15 protein-coding genes are annotated in these 19,371 nt (G+C 43.5%); 12 read left to right on the forward strand and 3 right to left on the reverse strand.

The annotated features are described in order from the left end of the window. Positions 1-302: 302 nt before the first annotated feature. Positions 303-1,721, forward strand: a complete 1,419-nt coding sequence (locus tag ACESTK_RS10830; protein ID WP_148461189.1) for an arabinose isomerase — start codon at positions 303-305, stop codon at positions 1,719-1,721. A gap of 124 nt (positions 1,722-1,845) precedes the next feature. Here the strand turns inward: ACESTK_RS10830 and ACESTK_RS10835 are convergent, their stop codons facing one another. Both ACESTK_RS10835 and ACESTK_RS10840 read right to left on the reverse strand, forming a co-directional pair. Continuing rightward, on the reverse strand, positions 1,846-3,675 hold the full coding sequence (locus ACESTK_RS10835; protein WP_373119718.1) for a sensor histidine kinase: 1,830 nt from the start codon (positions 3,673-3,675) through the stop codon (positions 1,846-1,848). Positions 3,676-3,744: 69 nt separating this feature from the next. Further along, positions 3,745-5,292, reverse strand: a complete 1,548-nt coding sequence (locus ACESTK_RS10840) for a response regulator (RefSeq protein ID WP_187565036.1) — start codon at positions 5,290-5,292, stop codon at positions 3,745-3,747. A gap of 319 nt (positions 5,293-5,611) precedes the next feature. Here ACESTK_RS10840 and ACESTK_RS10845 point away from each other — a divergent pair, with 319 nt between their 5' ends. From ACESTK_RS10845 to ACESTK_RS10865, 5 genes are all read left to right on the forward strand, one after another. Next, on the forward strand, positions 5,612-7,123 hold the full coding sequence (locus ACESTK_RS10845) for a sugar ABC transporter ATP-binding protein (RefSeq protein WP_118577743.1): 1,512 nt from the start codon (positions 5,612-5,614) through the stop codon (positions 7,121-7,123). After that, a complete protein-coding gene (locus ACESTK_RS10850) occupies positions 7,123-8,118 on the forward strand; it encodes an ABC transporter permease (protein WP_118577742.1) in 996 nt (331 codons plus the stop codon). The genes ACESTK_RS10845 and ACESTK_RS10850 overlap by 1 nt, the downstream gene beginning before the upstream one ends. Before the next feature lie 2 nt (positions 8,119-8,120). Beyond that, complete coding sequence (locus tag ACESTK_RS10855) at positions 8,121-9,125, forward strand: ABC transporter permease (protein WP_118577741.1); 1,005 nt, start codon at positions 8,121-8,123, stop codon at positions 9,123-9,125. A 159-nt stretch (positions 9,126-9,284) separates the two neighbouring features. Then, positions 9,285-10,307: a substrate-binding domain-containing protein gene (locus ACESTK_RS10860; RefSeq protein ID WP_118577740.1), complete on the forward strand. Its 1,023-nt coding sequence runs from the start codon at positions 9,285-9,287 to the stop codon at positions 10,305-10,307. A gap of 92 nt (positions 10,308-10,399) precedes the next feature. Next, positions 10,400-10,558: a DUF6783 domain-containing protein gene (locus tag ACESTK_RS10865; protein ID WP_368356779.1), complete on the forward strand. Its 159-nt coding sequence runs from the start codon at positions 10,400-10,402 to the stop codon at positions 10,556-10,558. On the opposite strand, the gene ACESTK_RS10870 is transcribed toward ACESTK_RS10865, so the two are convergent. After that, positions 10,521-10,904, reverse strand: coding sequence for a DUF3783 domain-containing protein (locus tag ACESTK_RS10870; RefSeq protein WP_118577739.1), 384 nt, complete (start codon positions 10,902-10,904; stop codon positions 10,521-10,523). The two genes, ACESTK_RS10865 and ACESTK_RS10870, sit on opposite strands and share 38 nt — an antisense overlap. A 117-nt stretch (positions 10,905-11,021) precedes the next feature. Between ACESTK_RS10870 and ACESTK_RS10875 the strand changes: the two genes are divergently transcribed. The 6 genes from ACESTK_RS10875 (at position 11,022) to ACESTK_RS10900 (ending at position 19,349) form a co-directional block, all read left to right on the forward strand. After that, positions 11,022-11,954 (forward strand): AraC family transcriptional regulator, encoded by a 933-nt coding sequence (locus ACESTK_RS10875; protein WP_118577738.1) that lies wholly within the window; start codon positions 11,022-11,024, stop codon positions 11,952-11,954. A gap of 1 nt (position 11,955) precedes the next feature. Further along, complete coding sequence (locus tag ACESTK_RS10880; protein ID WP_178733530.1) at positions 11,956-12,468, forward strand: hypothetical protein; 513 nt, start codon at positions 11,956-11,958, stop codon at positions 12,466-12,468. A gap of 286 nt (positions 12,469-12,754) precedes the next feature. Further along, complete coding sequence (locus tag ACESTK_RS10885) at positions 12,755-14,041, forward strand: ABC transporter substrate-binding protein (protein WP_178733532.1); 1,287 nt, start codon at positions 12,755-12,757, stop codon at positions 14,039-14,041. Between the two features lie 233 nt (positions 14,042-14,274). Beyond that, positions 14,275-15,174: a carbohydrate ABC transporter permease gene (locus ACESTK_RS10890; protein WP_178733535.1), complete on the forward strand. Its 900-nt coding sequence runs from the start codon at positions 14,275-14,277 to the stop codon at positions 15,172-15,174. Next, positions 15,167-15,994 carry a carbohydrate ABC transporter permease gene (locus ACESTK_RS10895; protein ID WP_178733537.1) on the forward strand — a complete coding sequence of 276 codons (828 nt, stop codon included), beginning with the start codon at positions 15,167-15,169 and terminating at the stop codon, positions 15,992-15,994. The genes ACESTK_RS10890 and ACESTK_RS10895 overlap by 8 nt, the downstream gene beginning before the upstream one ends. 229 nt (positions 15,995-16,223) lie before the next feature. Continuing rightward, complete coding sequence (locus ACESTK_RS10900; protein ID WP_373119720.1) at positions 16,224-19,349, forward strand: glycoside hydrolase family 2 TIM barrel-domain containing protein; 3,126 nt, start codon at positions 16,224-16,226, stop codon at positions 19,347-19,349. Positions 19,350-19,371: the final 22 nt, after the last annotated feature.

The raw sequence follows: 19,371 nt of genomic DNA on the forward strand, positions 1-19,371 counted from the left end.
ATATACGATCGTTTGTATAATGGTATTTGTGGTTACTGTTCACTGGTAACGTTCCGCGAGGTGTTTTTTGTGAACAAAGTTCACAGAAAACCCGAGAATCTCAGCGCGAAATCATGCGAATGCATGATTTCTGTGCATCGTGAAGCGCGTTACTGTGAACGGAGTGAACAGTAACCATTTGTGGTTATGAAGCTGTAGCATATGGGCAGACAGATTGTTTCTGAACCTATGAGCAATAAGCGTTATGTCTGCAGCCTGAATCACAGATGCATAATATATCAAATTAAACAGGAGGTACTACTATGTTAGTAAACACAAAAGCAAAAGTTGGTGTATTTTCTATTGCTTTAGGCGCATATCTGCCTCAGTTCCCTTCACTGGTACCAGAGTTTGAGGCTCAGTACGAGGCATTTAAGAAAACAATTCCGGATACCGTAGAGATCATCGATGGAGGAATGGTAACAACAAAAGAGCAGTCTATGGCTGCTGGGGATAAATTCCGTGCAGCAGACGTTGATCTCGTTTTCCTTCAGATGTTAACCTACGCTACATCCTACAACATGCTTCCTGCAATCCGTGACCTGAATGTTCCGGTTGTTCTGGTAAATGTTCAGAAGCTGAAAGCTCTGGATTACGATCACACAGACATTGCTACATGGCTCGGCGAAGGATATGCATGCGGTGCTGTTGGAGAAGCTGTTGCTGACCTTGAGAGAGCCGGAAAGAGACATGCTGTTATCACTGGTGTTGTCGAAGGCGGAGATCCAGGCGTTCAGGCTGAGATTGAAGACTGGTGTAAAGCTGCTCAGGTAAGAAGAAGATTCCGTGACACAAATATTGCCCAGATTGGAAGACCTTACCCAGGTATGATGGATCTTTACATTGATGAGACCAACCTGTACAACAGAATGTTCCTTTATACCAAACAGTTTGACTGGGAAAAAATGTGGGCAATTGCGGATGATATCACAGATGAGGATGCAATTCGTGCAAAAGCTCAGGATATTCTGGACACCTTTGATATTGAGGGCGGCGGAACAATTGAGAAAGTATGGGATATGGCAAAATATGTTGTAGCATTTGAGAAATGGGTAAAGGATGAGCATCTTGGAATGATCGCTTCCCATTATGACGGATTTGCACAGGGCAAGGCTGGTGTCCTTGACAGTATGCTGATTCCGGCATTCTCTATGCTGATCAAACAGGGTACTGCATGTGCTGTTGAGGGTGATATGAAGGTTGCCATGGCAATGAGTATTCTGAAGACAATTTCCGGCACAGGCCAGCTTTCCGAGATGTATTCCATTGATTTCAATGATGACATCTGCATTATCGGTCATTCCGGAAGTGGTGATGCTGATATTTCTGATAAGAAACCTACCATGAAGATCGTACCAGTGTTCCATGGCAAAACAGGCGGTGGATATCTGACACAGTTCTATCCATACACCGGTCCGGTTACTTATCTTGCAATCACACAGGATGGCGACGGACGCTTCAAATTCGTTGTTGCTGAGGGAATCAACGAGGAAGGACCAATCCTTTCCTTTGGCGATACGAACATGAGAACCCGTTTTACATGTGGTGCAAGAGAGTTTGTAAACCGCTGGAGCGAAGCTGGCCCGACACATCATATGGCAGCTGCAACAGGCAGACATATTGATACCATTCTGAAGGTTGCAAAGATCTTCAATGTACCGGTTGATATCGTAACAAGATAATTTTCAAAGTTGTGCAAAAATAGCAAGAATAAGACCATCTATATGGTTTGTACACATATTCATATTCAGTAAAAGAGAGAGTCGTCAGACTCTCTCTTTTACTGTAGATGATAAGATGAAACTGCTATTTGTTTTCCGCATCCTTCTTCGCCGGAATTCGGATTTGTACTTCGGTTCCTTTTCCTACATCGCTGGAATAGGTCAATCCATAATCTGCGCCATAAAGCACTTGAAGCCGTCTGTGAGTATTATAGATCGCAATATTGGTTCCACCTGAAATACTGGTTCCCTCCCCGGAAAGAATCATGGGCAGTTTATCCGGCGCGATTCCAACTCCGTCATCAGAAATCAGAAGTACAATATCCCCATCCTCCATCCATCCGGTAAGTACAATAGTTCCAGACTTGGAAGGTTTTTCCAGAATTCCGTGAAGTATGGAATTTTCTATAACAGGCTGCAGGGTCAGCTTTGGAATCTGGTATTCCATCAGTTCATCCGGAATATCGGAAATGAAGGAAATGCTGTCATGATAGCGCATATTCTGCAGGTGCACATAGATGGAAACATGTTCTTCTTCCTTGGCGATAGTACTGATTCCCTTTTTACGACTAAGTGTCAGCTTGTAGAATCTGGAAAGACTTTGCACTGCGTTACAGACCTCAGAGGTACGTCCCTGCTGGGCCATCCAGTTGATCATATCCATGGTATTATAAAGAAAATGGGGATTGATCTGAGCCTGCAGGGAATTAAACTCGGCAATTCGCAGATCCTCAGCAGCCTGGGCCTGTTTTTCCATAAGCTGGTTCATTTTGCGTGTCATATAGTTGTAAGTATCAATAAGATCACCAATTTCATCGTGCGCACTTGGGCTGTCCATAGGGACCGGAGGACCGTGACGGACTGTTCGCATCTGACTGATAACTGAGGAAATTCGCCCTGTAATGGATTTGGACAAGGTACTTGCGAGCAAAAAGGCAAGCGCCAGTACCGCAATATAAATGGACAAAAACTGCAGAACCAGGATATTACTCTGATTGATCAGGGGCTGGGAGGAAAGTACCGTCACCATAAACCAGCCTGGCTGTTTGATACGGTAGAAACCAACGTAAACGGTTTTCCCCAGAATATCCTGCTCCACGAAACTGTTGGAGGACATGTAGGACTCCATGATCTTGTCGTAATCCAGCCAGTAAATTCCGGCGAGAGAATCACTGGAAGCAGAGACCAGGTTGTTACGCTCATTCATAATATAAGAAACACTGCCGTCCAGAGTAAGATTTTCAGACAGGATCTGCTGAAAATCATGACCGGAATAATAGACCGCCATATAAGCATCATAAGTTCCGTTGTTATAGATTACAGAAGCATGGGTGATATATGCCTGATCTCCATATGCCTTTTGTTCCTTTGTACCAAGATAGAAGGAGGGACAAAAAAGCTGGGAAACGCGGCTTCCGCGGAAAATACCATACCAGTAGGTTCCACGGATCTGATCGAGAGATAGAAAAGTATCTTTCAGGTCTTCCTTATCTAAAAGTGCATTTATGTCTGAAGGAGAGCCTTTTGGCACCTCCATATAAATTTTGACATTGGTAACAGGTGTACCAGTGATCAGCTGATCTACCTTTTGGGAAAAAGATGCCGCATCCGGGGAATCTGCCAGATTCGTGAAGGAGTCGGTTATGGCATTTTTAAAAAGTGTCTGGTAAAAATCAAGGGAAGAAATCTCTTCGCTTACATCCAGGACTTTCTGAATGGATTCTTCTATCAACGGCGCCGTTTCTGCAGACCGGTCCTGTTCCTGGCGGATCGTATAGGAAACTACCATGTCGTAGGCTCTTCCATAAAAAAAGAAGATAATGGCAATCGCAGGAATTGACACAATCAAAAGAAGTACCAGGGTAAACTTGGACTGCAGGTTCAGATCCTGGTACCATTGCTTAAGCTTATGCAAATTATTTCACACTCCTCAAAAATATATAGGTGTTTTGAGATATATAGAATTTTTTATGTGTACAGGAAACTAACTCATTTTCTCCCGATATTCAGAAGGTGAAAAACCTGTATACTTCTTAAAACTTTTACCGAAATAATTTCCGTCACTGTATCCCACTCGCGAGGAAATATCCGTAATTTTATACCTGGGGTCAGACAGCAGCTGCTTGGCCTTTTCCATTCTGTACTCTGTGAGGTACTGATTTAAAGTCTGACCGGTCTCATTTTTGAAGAAGGTACACACATACGAGGTTGATAAAAATACATGATCACTGATATCTTTCACAGATAAGGTCTCGTTCATATATTTCTGTCCAATGTAATCCTTGATCAGAAAAATAGTAGAATTTTCTTCTTCTGTGCTGGCTGCTGTCTGGAAAAAAATTTCTGTCTTTTTTACCAGCTTCTGGTGCATCTCATTATAGGAAAAAATCTTCTCCAATGTGTCTATTAAATTTTCCTGGGTATCGGATAAGGTTAGCTTCAGCTGACGTGCAGCATTATCCAAAGCACGGAATAATTTGTAATAGAGATCCTTGGCCTGGTTAGGCAGAACATTCTGATTCTGGTTATAATACAGGAACAGATTGTCAAGGAAAGCTTTTGCTTTTTCCTTATTTTTTTCAGTGAGAAGAGTGAGAAATTCATTCTCCGGACTGGCAGAAAGCTCTGCTGCTGTTTCAGAAACAGGTGCCTGATAAAAAGGAGACAGAAAGGTACCTGTGGGGAAAAAGAAGCTGCTCTGCAGGGAAATAACAGCAGAAGTATAGGACTGATAAGCTTTGGAAATGCCTGTAACAGTATCTCCGGCTGCGATGCAGAATCTGGTGCAGCGGGAATACAGACTACAGAAAAATTCTTCAATGCTTTTTCGAACGGCTGCTCCAGGAGAGGAACCAAACAAAAAGTAAACCATATACTGTACACGCTTTTCTGCAAAAATACAATCTATATGGAAGGTTTTTAAAAATTCCCGGACGGACAGAAATATGGCGTTTGCTTCTGAAAGAGGAAACTCCTCCTCGGTATCGGTCTTAAGCACGATTGCAGTAAAGGGAGTGGTATTGCTGATGGATAGAGACAGCTCATCTATGAGCTGGTCAATACTTTCCTTCGCATGGGCGAAAGGCTGGGTGAGAAGAAGAGCCAGGCGGGAAGCGCTTTCCATGGAATGGATGGACGCATTTTGCCGGGTACGTTTTTTTTCCAGGCAAAGATCACGGGCTTCCACAATGGCATCCCGGATTTCCACAGGGTTCAGAGGCTTTTCTATATAATTGACGGCTTTTAGCTTGATGGCAGCCTTTAGATATTCTTTATCCGAATATCCGCTCATAAAAACAGGAACAATATCAGGAAGGATTTCTTCCAGCTGCTCCAGCATTGCGATTCCATCCAGACGGGGCATACGTACATCGCATAGCACAATGTCCGGTCTGTGTACTCTGGCCACTTCAATTCCGTTTATTCCATCATCTGCCTGAAGCACCTCCCGGATTCCGATGGATTGCCAGTCGATGGAAGAAATTACACCGGTGCGGGTAAGCTCTTCGTCGTCTACGATCAGTAATTTCATAATGAATCTCCGTTATAGGGACTCTGGAAACTACAGGAGTCCCATGCTTAGTGAAATAACAGTAACTGTGAAAAAATGAACAGTTTGCTGTAAGTTTATAAAAACAAATTGATAAAAAGTGCCACACTCATCATACCACAATTATATCTAAAATACGAGAGTAAAAGCACCTTGCTTTGTGGAATATTTTAAGATCAGTGGAAAATTTTACCCATTAAGTGGAAAATATTTTACCCTGTTTCAAAATATTTTCCCATTTTCAAACAAAGTGCACAGGTGGTAGAATAATAACAGATCAAGAAAGGGAGGAGAAAAAGCCGTGTCTGAATATGTTCTTGAATTAAAAGGCATTACGAAAATTTTCCCCGGCGTTAAAGCACTGAACAATGTACAGTTCCAGTTAAAACCTGGCGAAGTTCACGCACTGATGGGCGAAAACGGTGCAGGTAAATCTACCTTCATTAAAGTAATTACCGGTGTACATAAAGCAGAAGAAGGCGAAATGTACCTGTTTGGAGAAAAAGTGGATTTCAAAGGTCCGAAGGATGCACAGGAAGCAGGAATTGCAGCTGTTTACCAGCACCCCACATCCTATCCACATTTAACAGTGGCTGAAAATATTTTTATGGGACATGAGATCAAGAAGAATCACATGATCCAGTGGAAGGCCATGAACGAGGAGGCAAACAAGCTTCTGAAGCAGCTGAATGCAGATTTCGATTCCACAGCAGAAATGGGAACCTTAAGTGTTGCCCAGCAGCAGATGGTTGAGATCGCAAAGGCATTGTCCACAAATGCAAAGATTGTTATCCTGGATGAGCCTACCGCTTCTCTTACAAAGAGAGAATCCGAGGAGCTTTACAGAATCGTAGATCAGTTGAAAGAAAAAGGCGTTTCCATTATCTTCATTTCCCATCGTTTTGAGGATATGTACCGCCTGGCAAGCAGAGTTACTGTTTTCCGTGACTCTCAGTATATTGGTACCTATGATGTAGACGGAATCACCAATGCAGACCTGATTAAAGCCATGGTTGGCCGTGAGATCAAGGATCTGTTCCCGAAACCGGAGGTTAAGATTGGTGATGAGATGCTTCGTATCGAGCACTTATCCCGTACCGGATATTTCAAAGATGTTTCCTTCAATGTACGCGCTGGCGAGATCGTAGGTCTTACAGGTCTGGTTGGTGCAGGACGTACAGAAGTTGTAGAGAGCGTCTGTGGAATCACAAATCCAGATGAAGGTAAGGTTTATCTGGAGGGAAAAGAAGTACATATCAAACAGCCATCTGACGCAATGAAAGAAGGAATTATCCTTCTTCCGGAGGATCGTCAGAAGGAAGGTCTGATCATGAGCTGGGGACTTGGAAGAAACGTAACACTTCCGACTATCAGCAAATATGCGAAGAACGGCTTCAATGACGAGAAGACAGAAAGAGATCTTTCCAAGAGACTTCTGGAAGAGGTTGATACAAAGGCGGTTGATATTTTCCAGCCTGCAAGCTCTCTGTCCGGTGGTAACCAGCAGAAGGTTGTAGTTGCCAAGGCTCTTAGCCAGGAGATGAAGGTTGTTATCATGGATGAGCCGACGAAAGGTGTTGACGTTGGTGCCAAGGCTGAGATTTATGCGATCATGGGTGATCTCGCAAAGAAGGGTTACGCAATTATCCTGATTTCCTCTGAAATGCCTGAAATCCTTGGAATGTCTGACCGAATCGTTGTAATGTGCAACGGACGTAAGACTGGTGAGCTGGGAAGAGGCGAAGCAACTCAGGAGATGATCCTTGAGCTGGCAATGGAGAAAGGTACAACCGGAAAGGGGGCAGCTAAATAATGGAAAAGAAATCTTTCATGAAAAAGCTGACAGGTTCCCGTGAAGCACTGCTTGCAGTGATCCTGGTTTTGCTTTTCGTAGTAATCACAATCATCAGCCCGTCATTCCTTACATTCAAGTCTCTGACGGATATGCTGAAAAACAATGCTGTAACAATGGTAATGTCACTTGGTATGCTGTGTGTTATGCTGGTAGGTGGAATTGATATTTCCATCATGTCTACTCTGGCACTGACTGGTATGTCAATTGGTATGCTTCTGAAATATGAACACATTTCCAGTACTTTCCTGGCATTTGTGATCGCGCTGGCAATCGGAATCGCATGTGGTTTCCTGGTAGGTCTTGTAATCTCCAGAGCAGATGTACCTCCGATCATTGCAACAATGGGCTTCATGTACATCTACCGTGCAATGGGATATCTGGTTTCCCACAATGGTGAGTGGGCAAGTGCAGCAGCCCTTGGTGAATTTAAAAATTTTGCAACAACAAAATTCCTGGGAATGAGCCTTGTAATCTGGGTGATCATCCTTTGCTATGTGATCTTCTTCGTATTCATGAAATGGACTACCATCGGAAGAAGAATCTATGCAGTAGGAAGTAACCCAAGTGCTGCTGAAGTTTCCGGTATTAATGTAAAGAATATTAAGCTTCTTGTTTACACTATCATGGGTCTTCTTGCCGGTCTTGGCGGAGCCCTTCAGGTTTCTATTTACGCTTCTGCAATGCCTGATATGCAGCAGGGCGGTGAGATGGACGTTATCGCGGCCTGCGTTATCGGTGGTGTAAGCATGAGTGGTGGACGTGGTACAGTACTTGGTGCTCTTCTAGGATCTCTGATCCTTGCAACCATCGCAAAAGCACTTCCGCTGATCCCATTCTTCGATCAGCTGTGGCTGAATACCATCAAGGGTGTTATCATTCTTGTAGTAGTTGTTGTAAACATTGTTTTACAGCGTACAGCTGACAAAAATGCATTAAAGGGAAGGGAGATGTAATCATGGCTGGAAAATCTGGAAGAAGTATTAACAACGTGCCGAAAAGCCCTGTGAAACAGATGATCTTCAGCTGGGAAGGCATTCTGGTACTCCTGTTTATTGCAGTAAATATTTTCTGTGCAAACTTTTCCGAGTTCTATAATCTGAAGAGTCTGCTCCGTCAGATGCCTGTTTATCTGGCAGAAATCTTCTTAATGCTGCCGATGGCATACATTCTGGTACTTGGTGAGATTGATATTTCCGTTGGATCTATCGTGTGTCTCTCCGCAACAATGGCTTGTATCGTGGCAAACACAGGAGCTCCATTCATCGTGGTAATCCTTGCCACACTTCTGGTTGGATCCCTTTGCGGCGCTGTAAACGCATTTGTCCTTACCAGATTTGAAGAACTGCCTCCAATGATCGTAACACTTGCAACACAGATCATTTTCAGAGGTATTGCAGAGATCGTTCTTGGAAGTGGTGGAAGTATTTCCGTAACAAACACAGAAGGCTTTGCTGCACTTGGCGGAAAAGTAGGACGTGTTCCTTACATTCTTTTCCTGGTTCTGATCCTTGGAATCATCGCAGCAGTTATCCTTGGAAAATGTACCTTCGGACGCAGAGTATATGCAATCGGTACCAACCGTCTTGCAGCTTACTACTCCGGAATCCATGTACAGAAGATCCGTTTCGTGATCTACACTCTGATGGGAACCATCTCTGGACTGTGTGCACTGTTCCTGATGTCTTCCTCATTCGGTGCAAATACCACAACTGGTAACGGATTTGAGATGGATGCCATTGCAATGGCAGTATTCGGAGGAATCTCCTCCACAGGTGGTAAAGGTAATATCGCAGGCGGTCTGATTTCCGCATTTATCATCGTCTGCCTTCGTGTTGGTCTTGGACAGAGAAATATCCATCCGCAGGTTATCCTGCTGATCATTGGTGTTCTTCTGATCGGTGCAGTTGCACTTCCAAATATCATTAAAGAAATTCAGAAAAAAGCAAAAACAGCAAAATAAAATTCCTTAACAACTAACTCATATTTTTTATAAGCTTGTAAACTGCTTCGCAGAAGGCGGAGCAGTTGCAAATAAAAACTGTAACTGTCGGCTGTTTCACTGATGGTGGAATGCTGAACCGTTACCAAAAACTATATTATTCCATGGGAGGAAAAAAACATGAACAAAAAAATCGTAAGCGCACTTCTTTGTGGAGCAATGATCCTTGGATCCGCAGTTCCGGCTATGGCTGGTTCCGCTGACGGAAAGAAAATCGCACTGGTTGGTAAATCCGCTGGTAACGCATTCTTCGAAATCGCTGCAAAATCTTTCGTAGAGACAGCTGAGGCAGAGGGCGCTACCGTTGATACTGTTTACCCAGAGGCAGCTACAGCAGATGCTCAGATCAAAGTTCTTGACAACCTGATCTCTCAGGACTACGATGCAATTTGCATCTCCGCAAACGACGTAAACGCTCTTCAGGCTAAATTACAGGAAGCTATGGATGAAGGAATCAAGATCTCCTGCTTCGACTCTGCTACAAACCCAGACAGCCGTCAGATCTTCGTCAACCAGGCTGGTACTGTTGCTGTAGGACAGGCTCTTCTTGATGCTTGCCTTGATATCTCCGGTGGAGAGGGACAGTTCGCAATTCTTTCCGCTACTTCTCAGGCTGCAAACCAGAACGCATGGATCGACGCTATGAAGAAGATTATGGAAGAGGATGACAAATATTCCAAGCTTGAGCTTGTAGAAGTTGCATATGGCGATGACGAGCCACAGAAATCCACAGACCAGACAGCAGCTCTTCTTGAGAAATATCCGGATCTGAAAGTTATCTGCGCACCTACAACAGTTGGTATCGCTGCAGCTGCTAAATACCTTCAGGACAACGGATCTGCTTGCAAACTGACAGGTCTTGGACTTCCATCTGAGATGCTTGAGTACACAGGTGCTGATGATGAGCATTCCTGCCCATACTTCTATCTGTGGGATATGCAGGGCCTTGGAAAACTTTCCGCTCTGACAACAATCGCTCTGATCAACGACGAGATCACAGGTGCTGTTGATGAAACCTTCACAGCTGGTGACCTTGGTGACTACACAATCACAGCAGCTGATGACGGTGGTACAGAAGTAGTTCTTGGCGCTCCGCTTGAGTTCAACCCAGACAACATCGAAGAGATGGCTAAACTGTACTAATCAGACCGTTTAAGATTAGATGTTAATAAAGAAAAGGCCCTGCCGAGTGCAGGGCCTTTTCGCGTCCTGGATTTTCAGATACGCTCTAAAGTGTGTCTGAAAAATTATTCCCACAATCTGCACGCACACTTTGCGGTACATTTTGCCCGAATTCGGTTGCCGTAGCCCGCTGCGGCGCCTTCATCCAGACAAGGAAGCAGATCTTGATTTGGCTTATTTGTGTGAATACATCTCCGTATGTTCTTTCATAAGCTCATCATGCAGCTTCAAAGAATCCCAGTGAACCGTAACCGGTGTAAGCATAGCTTTTAAGTTCACTGGCAGCAGGCCATTTTCCTTAAAGAAAGCCAGAAATTCATCCAGCTGCTCACTGGAAAAATCCTTCAGCACCATCATTTCTTCCTGAAAATTTTTTCCAAGGTTAAATACCGGATTCTTAGAAAACCCAGGAATCTCGAAGAGAAATCCGAGACTTTCCAGGTACTCTGGCTGCTGTACCATGCGGACAGAGATTCTGTGTCGGTTCAAATATCTACGGATCTGGTGAAGACGATCCTCATCTTTAAAATTATATAATAAAATCTGGGTTTGGGACATAAGTATCCTCCTTTTTGCGTTTATCTAAAAAGAGAATAGCAGAAAAATTCCCTTTTTACAAGGAAAGTGTGGTATGATAAAAAAAACTATATTTTTAATTTTGTTATAGGAGACTACATGGCGAAAAAACGAAAAATGAAAATGGAATTCCGCTATTACCAGATGCAGGATGGAATCCCCATTCTGGCACTTCTTGGTGAAAAGTGGGTGCAGAATTATGGAAGGGATGTGGATTACCTTCACTTTCATAACTATCTGGAGATCGGTTTCTGCTACAGTGGCGAAGGAGAGCTGGTGTTAGGAGAAGAGCCTGTACGTTTTGCAGGGCGGGAATTTACCATTATTCCACCAAACTTTCCCCATACGACCACCAGCGATGTGGGAAATATCAGCAAATGGGAATATCTGTTTATCGATGTGGAAGGTTTTCTCCAGGTGGCAGCAGGAACGCCCCTCAGGGCAGAAAAAATGATCCAGCGTATTTATTCAAAAGCACTTTGCCTGAAAGAATCAGAATATAAAAGCCTTTCCAACAAAATAATCAAGATACTGGAAATCATGCGTGCCAGTGATGAGTTTTACCTGGAAGAAGCAAATGGGATATTATTGGCACTGCTTGCGGAAGTGGCAAGAATGAACCGTTCCTCTGCTGAAGAAAATATTGAGGAAAAAGGAAAGATCACCAATATGATCTCCAGGGCCATCGACTATATTTCACAATGTTATATGGAGGATATCCGAATTGGTGATCTGGCAAAAGCCTGTCATATCAGTGAGACTCATTTTCGCAGGGTGTTTACCTCCTATATGCACATGAGCCCTCTGGAATATATTAACAAAGTAAGGATTCAGACTGCCTGCGAGATCCTGAAAAAGACAGATGAGTCTATCGCAGATATTGCCTACAAATGCGGTTTTACAACCAATTCCACATTTAACCGGAACTTTCGCCAGCTGATGGGAATGTCGCCGGCAGAGTGGCGGAAACGCCCGGAAAATTACGAACAGCAGCTCTTGAAATTTGATATTCATTCAGAGGAGGGATGGTAGAATGTACGATTATAAAATAGTAGAACAGGTGACCAGAAAGAAAAAAAAGCTTTCCGGAGCATTAAAAAAGACCATGGTATTTTTTGCCGTAGTGTTTGTGGTTATGGGAATTACCATATCCCAGGCCTTTATGCTGGCTGGTTTTTGCCTGGCAGGTCTTTATTTTATTTACGGGATCTTTTGCCAGCGGGATTATGAATACATAATGGAAAATGAACAGCTTACCATAGATGTGATTTATGGAAACAAATACCGTAAGACAGCCCATGAGCTGGATCTCCGGCAGCTGGAGGTGGTAGCCCCTCACTGGCATGATTCAGTGGCCAAGTACAAAAAGAACGGTGGAACAGAGCACTTAAAGAAGTACGATTATACTTCCTATGAAGAAGATACTCCCTATTACACAATGATCATTAAGGAAGACGGACGTAAGATCAAATTACTTCTGGATCTTACAGAAGAAATGCTACATACCCTGAAAACCAGGTATCCTCAGAAAGTCTTTTTTGCATAGAAGTAAAATAAAAGAATGTGAATAGTTCACAAAATATACATATAAAGTTTGTGAAAAAGTACAGAAAATCAAATAAAACATGTGTACATTAGTGAAAAAAAACACACGCTTCGTGAACATGACGAAAAATTGTGAAAAAATGAACGAAACATGAAAAAGAAAAAAACGAGCATAATGGTTGAAAATGCACATTATATGGGCGGTATTGCATACATCACCCCATATGCGGATGGTATAATACATTCATAAGAAATACAGAGAAACAATTTTAAGGGAGGATATTTCTATGAAGAAAAAAGTACTTACCGTATTACTTACAGGTGCAATGGTAGCTTCCATGGCAGCAGGAGCAACAGTTGTATCAGCAGAGGACAACGACAACACATTAACCGTATGGGCATGGGACCAGAACTTCAATATCAAGTCCATGCAGATCGCAGCTGACCAGTATGCAGCAGATCATGAAGGCTTTTCAGTAGATATCATCGAGACATCTTCTGATGACTGCCAGACCAAGCTTACTACAGCAGCTAATGCTGGTGATTACAGCACACTTCCGGATATCGTTCTTATGCAGGATAACAGCTATCAGAAATTCCTGAAAGCTTATCCGGATGCTTTCACAGATCTGAAAGATATGAATATTAACTGGGATGATTTCGGAGCTCTGAAACAGTCCTATTCCATGGTAGATGATACACATTACGGTGTTCCATTTGATAACGGTGCTGTTATCGCCTGCTACCGTACCGATATCCTTGAAGAAGCAGGATATACACTGGATGACCTTACAGACATCACATGGTCCAAATTCGAAGAAATCGGTAAAGATATTCACGAGAAGACCGGCAAATACCTTCTTACAAGCGAAGCAACAGGCGGAGATACCCTTATGATGATGATCCAGTCCTGTGGTGCGAACTTCGTTAACGAAGACGGCGAAGCTTACATTGTTGGCAATGAGACCGCTGAGAAATGTATCGATCTTTACACAGAGCTGGTTCAGAACGACGTTGTGAAGCTTGTAAACAACTGGGATGAGTACATTGCAACCATCACAAGCGGTGAGGCTGTTGGTATTGTAAATGGTAACTGGATCACAGCTACTCTGATGTCCACTGAGGATCAGAAAGGCTTATGGGGAATCACCACAATGCCTAAGGTTGACGGTGTTGACACAGCTACAAATTATGCAAACAACGGTGGATCTTCCTGGTATATTACCTCTAACTGCAAGAACGTAGAGCTTGCTGAGGACTTCCTTGCAAGCACATTTGGCTCCAGCACAGACTTCTATGATGCAATTCTTCCTGAGACAGGTGCTATTTCCTGCTATCTGCCAGCTGGTGAGTCTGATGTTTACAACGAGCCAAACGAGTTCTTTGGCGGACAGCCGATTTTCTCAACAATCGTAGAGTACTCTTCTCATATTCCGGAGTTCACAAAGACTCCATATCACTATGAGGCAAGAGAGTGCGTAAACACAGCTGTTGTTAATATCGTAAACGGAACAGCTAAGGAAGACGCTCTTCAGGAAGCACAGGATACACTGGCATTCAAGATGACTGAGTAATCCTTTCCGGGGCAAGTAATTGAAATTAAATAGGAATTAATTATTAGGAGGCGGGGGACTGCTAAGTAGTCCTCCGTTTTCTGTTCAAAGAAAATGCCTGTTACTCCATACAGGCGCCTATCTAACAGTTGTACGGCTGAGCAAAAGGAAGTCACATAAAAATATTTTGCTCACTGGTACAGCTGTTGGATGGAAAAGTTGCAGTATATATAGGCTTGAAAGGAGGAGTTCCTGTGAATTCCAAGAAAAAAGGTATGACACTGGCTACGAAGCAGAAAGCTGCCGGATGGATATTCCTGGCACCAGCTTCTATCATGATCGCCATCATGAGCTTTTATCCAATGATTCGGGCATTTATCATTTCCCTGCAGACAGGTGCCGGCGCAAATATGCGTTTTGCAGATCCAATCTTCAGTAACTACAAACGTATCCTTGCAGATAAAGTGTTCCAGCAGTCCATTGGCAACACATTCCTGTATCTGATCATTCAGGTTCCGATCATGCTGATTCTTGCGATTCTGCTTGCACAGCTTCTGAACAACAAAGACCTGAAGTTCAAAGGCTTTTTCCGTACATGTGTATTTCTTCCATGTGCAACTTCCCTGGTTTCCTATTCACTGATCTTCCGTTCCATGTTTGCAACAGACGGTCTGATCAACAGTGTTCTGATGAAAATGGGAATTCTCTCCACAGGATATAATTTCCTTGGAAACTCCACCAGCGCAAAGATTGTTATTATCATCGCCCTGATCTGGAGATGGACCGGATACAACATGGTATTCTATCTGGCAGGACTTCAGAACATCGAATATTCTGTTTATGAGGCAGCGAAGATCGATGGTGCAAACGGATGGAAAACCTTCTGGAAGATCACAGTACCGCTTCTGAAGCCCACTATTATCATGACCTTCATCATGTCCATCAACGGTACCTTACAGCTGTTTGATGAGTCCATGAACCTGACAAAGGGTGGTCCTGCAAACTCAACCATCACAATGTCACATTATGTTTATAATACCTGTTTTGTCAACGTGCCGAACTTCGGATATGCAGCAGCAATGTCCTTTATTATCTTTATTATGGTAGCGGTTCTGGCATTTATCAACTTGAAAGTAGGTGATACTCGTGACTAAGAAAAACAAATCCGCAATCCAGAGAAGATTGATTCCTACATACATTTTTCTGATCATTGTATCATTTTTCTCCGTTTTTCCGCTATACTGGATGATTTCAGCAGCTACGAATACTTCCACGGATGTATCACGCGGACGTATTATTCCGGGAAGCTATTTCATGGAGAACTTTAAGAACCTGACATCCCAGCAGCCACTTTGGAGAGCACTTGGAAACTCCTTCTTCTATGCAATCCTGACTACAGTGATCTGCCTTCTGATCTGTTCCATCGCCGGATACGGATTCGAAGTATATCATGACAAAGGAAAAGACAAATTGTTTTCCATTCTCCTTCTTGCCATGATGGTTCCTCAGGTTGCTACTATGGTTCCGTTGTTTAAGATGTTCTCAAAAGCGAAGCTTCTGAATACATCCATCGGATTTATCCTTCCGATCATTTCCACACCATTTATGATCATGATGTTCCGACAGAATGCAAGAGCTTTTCCAGTAGACATTATCGAAGCAGCACGAATTGACGGCTTAAGCGAAGTGAGAATCTTTTTCCAGATGTTTATTCCAACCATGAAATCCACCTACGCGGCAGCCGCTGTTATTACCTTTATGAATGCCTGGAATGCATACCTGTGGCCGAAGGTAATTATGACAGATAACAAAGCCATCACAATGCCAATGCTGATCGCCAACCTGATCACAGGCTATGTAACCGATTACGGTATGCTAATGTGCGGCGTATTATTCTGTTCCATTCCGACCATGGTTGTATTCTTCGTTCTGCAGAAGCAGTTTGCAGAAGGTATCACCGGTGCGGTGAAATAAGTTTGAAAATCTAAGGGTGCTGCGATTTATTTGCGGCGCCCTTTTTTCTGAACATGGATACGCAATCTATGGACGATTTTTATATATTGTTCTGTAAAAATTCCATGGAAATAGAAAGTTTATATTACTATAGTAAAACCAGTACAGGGCATCTGGAAAATATTGCCCGCAACGTTTAGAGAGAGGGTTACTGTTGTTACTAGTGAACAGTATCGAGAAAGGACTACATATGAAGGAATTTGATTATTCATTAGTTAAGAATCCCGAGTATTTTAAAGACGGAAGAATGGAGGCTCACTCCGATCATATCACTTATGCAAACGTGGAAGAGGCTTCCGCAGGTGAGACTTCTTACCGCCACAGTTTAAATGGAATCTGGAAATTCCATTATGCCCGCAATTACGGAAATACCATAAAAGGCTTCGAGAGAGAAGATTATTCCTGCAAAGACTGGGATGACATCCGTGTGCCGGCCCATATCCAGATGGAGGGCTACGATGCACCTCAGTATGCCAATGTGCAGTATCCATGGGAAGGACACGAGGATATTCACCCAGGGGAGATTCCGGAGCATTTTAATCCTGTGGCAAGCTATGTGAAATATTTCACAGTGCCGGAACAGATGAAAGGAAAACGTCTTTTTATTTCCTTCCAGGGTGCAGAAAGTGGAATCGCTCTCTGGCTGAATGGCCAGTTTGTAGGATATAGTGAAGATTCTTTTACCCCGTCAGAATTTGAACTCACCGATTATGTGAAAGAAGGGGAAAATAAGCTGGCAGCTCAGGTGTTCAAGTGGACAGCCAGCAGCTGGTGCGAGGATCAGGATTTCTATCGCTTCTCCGGAATTTACCGGGAGGTTTATCTTTATACAGTACCGGATGTGCATGTGTATGATCTCCAGATCCGCGCAATCCCGGATGAGAGCCTTAACAAAGCCCGGTTTGAAGTCAAGACCAGCACCTGGGGAAAGGGAAACGTACATATTGTTCTGTCCCAAAAAGGACAGACCATATTGGAGGAAAATAAGAGCTTAGGCGAAAATGCAGCAAGTACAGGAAGTGACCGGAACGGAAAAGATGCAGCCACTGAAGCTGCTGGCAGAACCGTTCAGAAAGGTGTTGCTGATACATTTAGCTGGACAGTGGAGAATCCGATTCTCTGGAGTGCAGAAGATCCTCAGCTCTACGATTTGATCATGGAGGTTTTCGATGAGAATGGTATTCTTCAGGAAGTGATCCCTCAGAAAGTCGGCTTCCGCCGATTTGAAATGAAAGACGGAATTATGACTTTAAATGGAAAACGAATTGTATTTAAAGGTGTGAACCGTCATGAATTCAGTTCCATAACAGGAAGATGTGTATCCGAAGCAGAGCTACGCAAGGATCTGACCATCATGAAGCAGAATAACATCAATGCCATCCGCACCTGTCATTATCCGGATGCTTCTCTGATCTACCAGCTTTGTGATGAGTTTGGAATTTACATGATCGATGAGACCAACCTGGAAAGTCACGGCTCCTGGGATACAGCGGAATTTACGAAGGACTATACTTATGTGGTTCCCCATGATAAGCCGGAATGGCAGTCTATGATGTTAGACCGCGCCAATTCCATGTATCAGAGAGATAAGAACCATCCGGCAATCCTGATCTGGTCCTGTGGAAATGAGTCCTTCGGTGGTAAGGATATTTTTGAAATGTCCCAGCTCTTTAGAAATGCAGATCCTACCCGTCTGGTACATTATGAAGGTGTCTGCCATGACCGCAGATATAACGCTACCAGCGATATGGAAAGCCAGATGTATCCATCCGTGGAAGCAATTAAAGAGTTTCTTGCAAAAGATGATTCCAAGCCCTTTATCTGCTGTGAGTATACCCATGCCATGGGAAATTCCTGCGGTGCCATGCATAAATATACAGATCTGACAGATACAGAGCCGAAATATCAGGGTGGTTTTATCTGGGATTATATCGATCAGTCTATTTACAAAAAAGACCGTTATGGAAAAGAGTTCCAGGCATATGGCGGAGATTTTGGCGAGCGTCCTACTGATTATAATTTCAGTGGAAATGGTATTGCATATGGCGGAAATCGTGATGCGTCTCCGAAGATGCAGGAAGTGAAATTTAATTATCAGAATATTACCGCACAGGTAAGTGCTGATTCCGTGAATGTGATCAACAAAAATCTGTTTGTAAATACGGACACATTTGAATGCAGAGTAACCCTTCAGAAGGATGGAAACGTAATTCGTACAGAAGTACTGGATACAGCAGTGGCTCCTTTGAGCCAGGTGGAATATGCTCTTCCATTTAAGAAGGAGGAAAAAGCCGGCGAGTACACGGTAACTGTTTCTTTCCATTTGAAAGAGGATATGCCATGGGCGAAAGCAGGTCATGAGGTTGCCTTTGGACAGTATGTTTACCAGGTGGAAGCAGCTGTGAAACCTTGCACAGAGCATCTGGAGGTAATTCACAGTACCCATAATATTGGCGTGCGCGGAGCGGAATTTGAGGTGCTTTTCTCCGTATTGAACGGTGGTCTTGCTTCCTATAAATACGCAGGAAAAGAAATGATCGAGGCAATTCCGAAGCCTAATTTCTGGCGTGCACCAACAGACAATGACTGTGGAAATCTGATGGCAATGCGCTACGGACAGTGGAAGCTTGCCAGCATGTATGTAAACCATAAGGATTACCGCGGAGCGGCATATGGACCTGGAAATGCACCAAAGGTAGAGGAAAAAGAGCATTCCGTAAAGGTATCCTATACCTATTTTCTTCCCACTATTCCGGCAGCTGAGTGTACACTTGCTTATGAAGTTTTCGGAGATGGAAGAGTTCGTACCACACTTTCCTATGATCCGGTGAAGGAGCTTGGCGATATGCCGGAATTTGGTGTGATTTTCAAGTTTAATGCAGATTATGACCATGTATCCTGGTATGGACTTGGAGAATCTGAGACCTATGCAGACCGTAAGAAAGGTGCAAAGCTCGGAATCTACGACAATATGGTAAAAGATAATGTGGCAAGATATATGGTTCCACAGGAATGCGGTGCCAAGGAAGAGGTCAGATGGGCGAAGATCACAGATCGGAAAGGCAGAGGAATGCTTTTTGAGATGGATAAAGAAAACGGTCCAATGATGTTCTCTGCCCTGCCATACACACCTCATGAGATGGAAAATGCAATGCATCCATATGAGCTGCCCCAGATTCATTACACAGTAGTGCGCGTGGCAAAAGGCCAGATGGGAATTGCCGGAGACGACAGCTGGGGAGCAAGAACCCAGGAAGAATACCTGCTGGATACAAGTAAGCCGATGGAATTTTCATTTGCATTTAAGGGAGTTTGAGAAAAAATACATTACTGTTCAC

This window comes from Ruminococcus sp. Marseille-P328, assembly GCF_964249465.1.
Classification (GTDB): Bacteria; Bacillota; Clostridia; order Lachnospirales; family Lachnospiraceae; genus Blautia_A; species Blautia_A faecis.

Excerpts from the sequence above, each read along its gene's own strand:
- ACESTK_RS10830 (WP_148461189.1), top strand. The coding sequence starts at position 303 with ATGTTAGTAAACACAAAAGCAAAAGTTGGTGTATTTTCTATTGCTTTA.
- ACESTK_RS10840 (WP_187565036.1), bottom strand. The coding sequence starts at position 5,292 with ATGAAATTACTGATCGTAGACGACGAAGAGCTTACCCGCACCGGTGTA.
- ACESTK_RS10850 (WP_118577742.1), top strand. The coding sequence starts at position 7,123 with ATGGAAAAGAAATCTTTCATGAAAAAGCTGACAGGTTCCCGTGAAGCA.
- ACESTK_RS10855 (WP_118577741.1), top strand. The coding sequence starts at position 8,121 with ATGGCTGGAAAATCTGGAAGAAGTATTAACAACGTGCCGAAAAGCCCT.
- ACESTK_RS10860 (WP_118577740.1), top strand. The coding sequence starts at position 9,285 with ATGAACAAAAAAATCGTAAGCGCACTTCTTTGTGGAGCAATGATCCTT.
- ACESTK_RS10870 (WP_118577739.1), bottom strand. The coding sequence starts at position 10,904 with ATGTCCCAAACCCAGATTTTATTATATAATTTTAAAGATGAGGATCGT.
- ACESTK_RS10875 (WP_118577738.1), top strand. The coding sequence starts at position 11,022 with ATGGCGAAAAAACGAAAAATGAAAATGGAATTCCGCTATTACCAGATG.
- ACESTK_RS10880 (WP_178733530.1), top strand. The coding sequence starts at position 11,956 with ATGTACGATTATAAAATAGTAGAACAGGTGACCAGAAAGAAAAAAAAG.
- ACESTK_RS10885 (WP_178733532.1), top strand. The coding sequence starts at position 12,755 with ATGAAGAAAAAAGTACTTACCGTATTACTTACAGGTGCAATGGTAGCT.
- ACESTK_RS10900 (WP_373119720.1), top strand. The coding sequence starts at position 16,224 with ATGAAGGAATTTGATTATTCATTAGTTAAGAATCCCGAGTATTTTAAA.